The organism is Methylobacterium sp. yr668 (assembly GCF_900116245.1).
In the GTDB taxonomy this organism is placed as follows: Bacteria; Pseudomonadota; Alphaproteobacteria; order Rhizobiales; family Beijerinckiaceae; genus Methylobacterium.
Map to the genome: position 1 here is coordinate 117871 of NZ_FOZY01000017.1, position 6985 is coordinate 124855.

At 73.5% G+C, this 6985-nt stretch carries 7 protein-coding genes; 4 read left to right on the plus strand and 3 right to left on the minus strand.

Annotated features, from left to right (window positions below):
* Positions 1 to 31: 31 nt before the first annotated feature.
* The 3 genes from glpD to BM419_RS20585 all read right to left on the minus strand — a co-directional run bounded on the left by glpD (position 32) and on the right by BM419_RS20585 (position 2990).
* Positions 32 to 1564 (minus strand): glycerol-3-phosphate dehydrogenase, encoded by a 1533-nt coding sequence (glpD, locus tag BM419_RS20575; RefSeq protein WP_091927553.1) that lies wholly within the window; start codon positions 1562 to 1564, stop codon positions 32 to 34.
* An 83-nt stretch (positions 1565 to 1647) separates the two neighbouring features.
* The gene (locus BM419_RS20580) at positions 1648 to 2469 is read right to left on the minus strand and encodes a DeoR/GlpR family DNA-binding transcription regulator (RefSeq protein WP_091927554.1); all 822 of its coding nucleotides are present in this window, start codon (positions 2467 to 2469) and stop codon (positions 1648 to 1650) included.
* 278 nt (positions 2470 to 2747) lie between these two features.
* Positions 2748 to 2990, minus strand: coding sequence for a hypothetical protein (locus BM419_RS20585; RefSeq protein ID WP_043343441.1), 243 nt, complete (start codon positions 2988 to 2990; stop codon positions 2748 to 2750).
* A 206-nt stretch (positions 2991 to 3196) separates the two neighbouring features.
* Between BM419_RS20585 and BM419_RS20590 the strand changes: the two genes are divergently transcribed.
* From BM419_RS20590 to BM419_RS20605, 4 genes are all read left to right on the plus strand, one after another.
* Positions 3197 to 3691, plus strand: a complete 495-nt coding sequence (locus BM419_RS20590; protein ID WP_091927560.1) for a chemotaxis protein CheW — start codon at positions 3197 to 3199, stop codon at positions 3689 to 3691.
* A 7-nt stretch (positions 3692 to 3698) separates the two neighbouring features.
* Positions 3699 to 5231, plus strand: a complete 1533-nt coding sequence (locus BM419_RS20595; RefSeq protein WP_091927555.1) for a CheR family methyltransferase — start codon at positions 3699 to 3701, stop codon at positions 5229 to 5231.
* Positions 5231 to 5806, plus strand: a complete 576-nt coding sequence (locus tag BM419_RS20600; RefSeq protein WP_091927556.1) for a chemotaxis protein CheW — start codon at positions 5231 to 5233, stop codon at positions 5804 to 5806. The genes BM419_RS20595 and BM419_RS20600 overlap by 1 nt, the downstream gene beginning before the upstream one ends.
* 36 nt (positions 5807 to 5842) lie before the next feature.
* The coding region (locus BM419_RS20605; protein WP_091927557.1) for a methyl-accepting chemotaxis protein at positions 5843 to 6985 on the plus strand (1143 nt) is incomplete at its 3' end.

The window sequence follows — 6985 nt, forward strand, 5'->3', positions numbered from 1 at the left end:
CCGGTCTGTCGCCGGATCGGGTTCGAAAGCGTCAGGCGGCCTCGGCCCTGCGGTCGAGGTAGGCGGCGAGGCGCGCGGCGCTCTCCGCGCCGGTGCGCAGGCCGAGCTTGGAGCGCCGCCACAGGATGTCGTCGGCGGTGACCGCCCACTCCTCAGTGCGCAGGTAGTCGACCTCGGCCGCCGTGAGGCCCCCGTCGAAAGCCTCGCCGAGATCCGCCAGGGACTGCGCCGTCCCGACGATGTCCCGGGCCCGGGTGCCGTAAGCGCGGGCGAGGCGGCGGGCGGTCTCCTCCGGCAGGAACGGCGTCTCGGCCCGCAGCTTGGCGAGGAACTGGTCGAAGTCGGCGTCCTTCATGGCGCCGCCCGGCAGGACCGCGTCGCCGGTCCAGGACTTCCCGAGGTGCGGGAAGTAGGGCTTCAGCTTCTCGAGCGCGTGCTCGGCGAGCCGCCGGTAGGTCGTGATCTTGCCGCCGAAGACCGACAGCACCGCAGCCGCCCCGCCCTGGTCCTCCACGTCGAGGACGTAGTCGCGGGTCACGGCCGACGCGTTCTCGGCCGCGTCGTCGTAGAGCGGGCGCACGCCCGAGTAGCTCCAGACCACGTCGGCCGGGGTGATCGTCGTGTCGAAGGAGCGGTTGATGCAGCCGCAGAGGTAGTCGGTCTCGCTCTCGGAGATCGAGACCGGGCCGGGCTCGCCCTCGTAGGGGACGTCGGTGGTGCCGATGAGCGTGAAGTCGCGCTCGTAGGGGATCGCGAAGATGATGCGCTTGTCGGGCTGCTGCAGGATGTAGGCCTGATCGCCCGCGAACAGGCGCTTGACCACGATGTGGCTGCCCTTGATCAGCCGCACCGCCGCGCGGCTGTTGATGCCGAGCGTGCCGCCGAGCGTCTCGCTGACCCACGGGCCGGCGGCGTTGACGACGGCCTTCGCGTGGACCGTCCGCTCGGTGCCGCCGCGCTCGTCGCGCAGCGTCGCGACCCAGCCGTCACCCTCGCGCCGGGCCGAGACGACGCCGGTGCGGGTCATCACCGTGGCGCCGCGCTCGCGGGCGTCCATGGCGTTGAGCACCACGAGGCGGCTGTCCTCGACCCAGCAGTCGGAATAGACGAAGCCGCGCGTCAGGCGCCGCTGCAGCGGCGCCCCATAGGCGGAGCTGCGCAGGTCGACCCCGTGCGAGCCCGGGAGCGTTCGCAGCCGCGCGAGGTGATCGTAGAGGAACAGGCCGAGCCGCAGCATCCAGGCCGGGCGCAGGCCCTCGTCGTGGGGCAGGACGAAGCGCAGGGGCCAGATCACGTGCGGGGCGAGCCGCAGCAGCCGCTCGCGCTCGGCGAGCGCCTCACGCACGAGGCGGAACTCGTAGTATTCGAGGTAGCGCAGGCCGCCGTGGATCAGCTTCGTCGACGACGAGGAGGTGAAGCCGGCCAGATCGCCGCGCTCGGCCAGCAGGACCGACAGACCCCGGTCGGCCGCGTCCCGGGCGATGCCCGTGCCGTTGATGCCGCCGCCGATGATCAGGAGATCGTAGGCGTCGGACGGCTCGCGCTGTCGCGGTGCAGCCGCCATGGTTCCTCCTGGGCCGCCTTGGTGGCGTTTCGGCACTATATTGACGCGGCGGTCGGCTTTCGCAAGCGAAAAATCGATGTTCGTTACGGTTCGTCCGCGCTGTCGGCGACCGCCAGGTTGACGCCCAGTCGCTCCATGAGCGCGACGATCTCGGCCGGTGGCGCCCGGTCGGTGAAGAAGGTGTCGACCTGCTCCAGGCGGCCGACCTGGACCATGGGTCGCCGCGTGAACTTGGTGTGGTCGGCCACCAGGAAGGTTTTCCGGGCATGGGCCAGGATGGTCTGGGTCGCCCGCACCTCCTCGTAATCGTAGTCGAGGAGCGCCCCGTCGCCGTCGATGCCGCTGATGCCGATCACCGCCACGTCGACCCGGAACTGGCTGAGCGTGTCGCAGGTGAGCTGACCCAGCACCGCGCCGTCGCGGTTCCGCACGGTGCCGCCCGCCACGACGATGCAGAACTCGGTCGTCTCGGCGAGCGAGATCGCCACGTTGAGGTTGTTGGTGATGATGCTGAGATCGTCGTGTCGGGTCAGCTCGCGGGCGACGGCCTCCGGTGTCGTGCCGATGTTGATGAAGACCGAGCAGTGCGACGGGATACGGCTCGCCGCGAGGCGGCCGATCCGGCTCTTCTCCGGCAGCAGGGTCACCCGCCGGTCGGCGTAATCGATGTTCTCGACGCTGGAGGGCAGGCCGCCGCCGCCGCGGTAGCGCTCCAGCCGCCCCTCGGCGCTCAGCTCGTTGAGGTCGCGCCGGATCGTCTGGACGGTGACGCCGAACTGTGCCGCCAGGGCCTCGATCGTCACGAAGCCGCGCTGGCGGACCGAGGCGACGATCGCGCTGCGCCGCCCCTCGACACCGGTCGCCTCGATCCTGTCGTCGGATCTCCGGTCGAGCGGTCGTGACATCGATACTCCCTCGCCTTCGTGAGGCCGTCGCACCGCTGTACTGATTGCCGGACGATGTTCGTTTGCGAACATGTTCGGGCGTCGCGGCTTTCGCACAACTCTGGACCGCGCCGCGCCGGCCGGCAACAGTCGGACGCCACGCGTCGACCGGACTGCACTATGCTTCAGGCCCGCACGACCGGCACTTCGCCTGCGACCGGGCATAAAAAAGGCCTGCCGCGGGTGCGACAGGCCGAGCCACCCGGACGACGCCTGCGGCGCGTCCCGGTGTTCGCCACTCACATGTGGTGGCGCATCCGGCGATGATGCTTCATGCGCTTGTGCTTCATGCGCTTGCGCATCGTCGGACGCGCGGCTGGAGCGGCACCCTGCTCCATCGCGGCCGCCTCGCCGGCGCGCTCCAGGCCGCCGCGCGGGCCGCCGGCCTGCGCGCCCGAGGCGTTGTAGGGCGAGTTGCCCTGGGCGTAGGCGGAGCCCGCGAGGAGCGTCAGCGACGCGGCGGCCAACAGAAGTTTCCTCATCGTCAATCCCTGGCGTAGACCGGCGCAGGCAAAGCACGCGCCTCGTCAGGCGCGTTGCCGCTGCGTCGGAAAATAAGCGGCTCAGACGAGACTTGGTTCCGCGTCATCGTGCCGGTGCGGCGCACAATTGCCGGCAGCGTTAACTCGGCCTATGTCGCGACCCGTCCCGGCCCGGCCGCGACCGAGCAACAGGGGAGCGGGTGGCGGTGGCCAGCAGCGGTTCGGCCTATCTCCTGCTGGACGTCGCCGGTGCGGCCTGCGCCCTGCCCCGTGGCGCGGTCGCCGAGATTCTGCCGCTGCCGGACCTGCACGCGCCGCCCGCCTCCGGCAGCTGGCTCACCGGCTTCCTCAATCTCGGCGGCACGCCGGTCCCGGTCGTCGACCTCGCGGCGCTGCTCGGCCTGCGCCCGGCCGGCGCGACGCCCGGACTCTACGCCCATCTCGCGCTGATGCAGGGCGAGGCCGTCGCGTACCTCGTCGATCGCGTGGCCGACCTCGCGACCGTCCCGGATTCCGCGGTCCGGCCGGCCGAGGCGGCCGACACGCTCAACGGCTGCGTCGCGGCCGAGCTCGTCCTCGGCGAGCGCCTCGTCCACGCTCTGGCGCCGGAGCGCCTCCTGACCGTGCAGGAACGGGCCCGCGTCGACGCCCTGGCCCGGGCGGCCGCCGAACGTCTCGCCGCGCTGCCGCACGCCGTCTGACCGCGCGATGGCCCGACCGGGGAATCCCCGTCCCGACCTGGGAGCCGATCCCGCCTACGCGCCGCTCAAGGCGCGGATCATCGCGCGCACCGGCCACCACTACTACGCCGACAAGGACGAGCTGCTGATCGAGCGGCTGCACCGCCGGTTCCGCGCCGCCGCCGTGGCCGACTGTGCCGCCTACGCGGCCCTCCTGTCGAGCGGCGCGGAGGGCGAGGCGGAATGGGCCCGGCTGGAGGCCGAGATCACCGTCGGCGAGACGTTCTTCTTCCGCTACGCCGAGCAGTTCAGCGCGCTGCGCGCGACGATCCTGCCGGCGCTGATCGCGGCACGGGCGTCCGAGCGCGTCCTCCGGATCTGGAGCGCGGGCTGCTCCACCGGGGCCGAGGCCTATTCCCTGGCGATCCTGGTGCACGAGCTGCTCGGCGACGCCCTGCCCGAGTGGCGGGTGGCGATCCTCGGCACTGACATCAGCGTCGAGGCGCTCGCCACGGCCCGCGCCGCCGAGTACGGCCGCTGGGCGCTCCGGACCATGCCGCCGGAGGACCGGCTCCGCTACTTCACCCGGCTGCCGCCCGCGCCGGGCATCCGGCGCGAGGGCGGCTACGCCCTCCGGCACGAATACCGCGGGCCGGTCCGGTTCGAGCGCGGCAACCTGCTGAGCCTCGTCGAGCCGGGGCCGCCGCAGGGCGAGCCCTTCGACCTGATCCTCTGCCGGAACGTGCTGATCTACTTCGATGCCCGGACGGTCGCCGCGGTGGTGCGCGGGCTTGGCCGAAGGTTGCGGCCGGAGGGCTGGCTGCTCCTCGGCCACGCCGAGCCGAGTCCCGCCTTCGCGAGCTTCCTCGACGCCGTCAGCCTGCCGGGGACCGTGGCCTACCGACCGCGCGCCGAAGCGCCGCCGGTCGCGCCATCGGTCGACCTGTCCGGTGCGCCCGCGCCGGACCCCGTCCCTCCGGCGCGACAGGCGACGGAGCCGCCCCCGGCGGATCCTGGCCCGGGCCAGTCCGGGGCCGCAGAGGCCGACGCCGCGGCGGTTCCCTCCCCGGACCCGGTCGCCGCACCCGGCACCGGTCCGGCTCCCGCAGCGCCCGAGACCCGGGAGGACCGGCCGGAAGAGGAGGACGCCGTCGACCTCGACCGGATCCGCGCGCTGGCCGATTCCGGCGAGACCGGAGCGGCCTGGCGGGCGCTGCGGGGCGCCCTCGACCGCGATCCGACCGACACCGCCCTGCGCTTCTACGAGGGCCTCCTGGCCCGCACCCTCGGACGCGACGCCGAGGCCGAGCGGGCGCTGCGGGCCGCGCTCTACCTCGACCGCGGTTTCGTGATGGCCCACTACCACCTCGGCCTGCTGCTGATCGCGCTGCGACGGCCGCACGAGGCGCTCCGCGCCCTCGACAACGCCGTCGCCTTGAGTCAAGCCCTCGGGCCGGACACGGCGCTGCCCGAGGGCGACGGCGCCTCCGCGGGCGAGATCGCGGCTAGCGCGGCCGCAGCCCGCGCCGCGCTCGGCGGCGCCGGCAGCAGGAGGTCCTGATGGGCGCAGGCCCGAGTGCACAGGGCGGCCGTCCGCGGCCGGAGCGGGACCTGCGCGCCGAGCGCGCCGCCGCCCTCGCCCGGCGCGGTGCCGCGGCGGCCGCGACCGATTCGGGCGTCGATCACCTCGTCTGCGCCTGCGGCGGCGAGCGCTACGGCGTGCCGCTGGCGGCCGTCGCCCAGGTCCTGCCGTCGCGCCCCGCCACGCCGATGCCCGGGGCGGTGCCGGCGCTGGACGGTCTCGTCGCCCTGTCCGGGCGGATCGTCGGCGTGCTCAGCCTCGCCCGGGCCCTCGGCAGGCCGGATCCCGCGTCCGACGCCGACGCGGCGGCGGGCCACATGATCGTGCTGCGCGGCGTCCACCCCCAGCCCCTCGCCCTCGCTGTGGACCGGGTCCTGGGCATCGCCCGGGCCCCTGGCGCGGTCGCCGCGGCCGGCGCCGGGGCGGCCGATCCCGACCGCTTGGGCAACGAGGCCGCCTCGGTCTATGCCCCGGCCTCCGGGGCGGCGGGCGACGGCCGTCCCGACTTCGTCGTCATCGACCTCCCCCGCCTCCTGCGCCGCGCGCTGCCCTGACCGGGCCGCCTGCCCCAACCGGAGCCATCCCCGCCCGTGTCGCTCTCGATCGGAAAACGCATCCTCCTCGGCTTCTTCGCCATCACGGTGGTGGTGGTGGCGCTCGGCCTCTACGCCCTGGAGCAGATCGGCGCCGTGCGCGACACGACCGACGCGATCGTCCGGCGGGACATGACGATCCTGCGCCAGCTCGACGATCTCGGGAACGACGCGCGCGACCTCGGTCTCCTGCGCCGCACGGCCGTAATCACGATGCTGATGCAGGCCCAGGGGCGCGCGACCCAGGCCGGCGACACCCTGGCGACCTGGCGCCAGACCGCGGCCCAGGTCGAGAACCGGCTCGCCACGACGATCCAGCTCGCCACCCAGTACCGGACGCAGGTCGTATCCGCCGAGCGCGTCGCGGCCTGGGACCGCATCGCCGCGGCGGCGACCGCGGTCCAGGGCTCGTTCCGCGAGGTCAGGGCGCAGGGCGAGGCGCAGTTCGCCGCCATCGCCCAGCAGGACGTCGCGGCGGTCGAGGCCCGCAACGCGGAGATCGCGCGGCTGCAGGCACCCTTCCTCGAGGGGATCAAGAACCTCCGCTCGCAGCTCGACGGCGGCATGGCGCTGGGCCAGCGCGCCGCGCAGGAGGTCTACGAGCGCTCGCGCCTCTCGATCTACCTGACCCTGGCCGCCGCGGTGCTGCTGGCGGTCCTGATCACGTGGCTGATCAGCCGCGCGGTGGTGCGGCCGCTCGAGACGGTCATGGCCTTCGTCGGCCGCGTCGGCGAGGGTGACCTGTCCGGCCAGCTGGCGGCCGGCGGGCGCGACGAGATCGGCCGTCTGAGCACGACGCTGAACACGATGGTCTCGGGTCTGTCGGACTTGGCGCGGACGAACCGGGCGGCGACGGCGGACCTGAACGCGGCCGCGGCCGAGATCCGCGCCTCGGCGCAGGAACAGGCCGCCTCGGTCGAGCAGCAGTTCGCCGCCGTGCAGGAGACGGCCGCCACGGTGGACGAGATCACCCATTCGGGGGCGCAGATCTCCAAGCGCGCCACCGAGGTGATCGCCACCGCCCAGGCCACCGCCCAGACCTCGCGCCAGGGGCTGCGCGCGGTGTCCGACACCGCCAAGGCCATGGACGCGATCCGCGAGCAGGCGGAGGCGGTGGCGGGCAACATCGTCAGCCTGTCG

Excerpts from the sequence above, each read along its gene's own strand:
- BM419_RS20580 (WP_091927554.1), bottom strand. The coding sequence starts at position 2,469 with ATGTCACGACCGCTCGACCGGAGATCCGACGACAGGATCGAGGCGACC.
- glpD (WP_091927553.1), bottom strand. The coding sequence starts at position 1,564 with ATGGCGGCTGCACCGCGACAGCGCGAGCCGTCCGACGCCTACGATCTC.
- BM419_RS20595 (WP_091927555.1), top strand. The coding sequence starts at position 3,699 with ATGGCCCGACCGGGGAATCCCCGTCCCGACCTGGGAGCCGATCCCGCC.
- BM419_RS20585 (WP_043343441.1), bottom strand. The coding sequence starts at position 2,990 with ATGAGGAAACTTCTGTTGGCCGCCGCGTCGCTGACGCTCCTCGCGGGC.
- BM419_RS20600 (WP_091927556.1), top strand. The coding sequence starts at position 5,231 with ATGGGCGCAGGCCCGAGTGCACAGGGCGGCCGTCCGCGGCCGGAGCGG.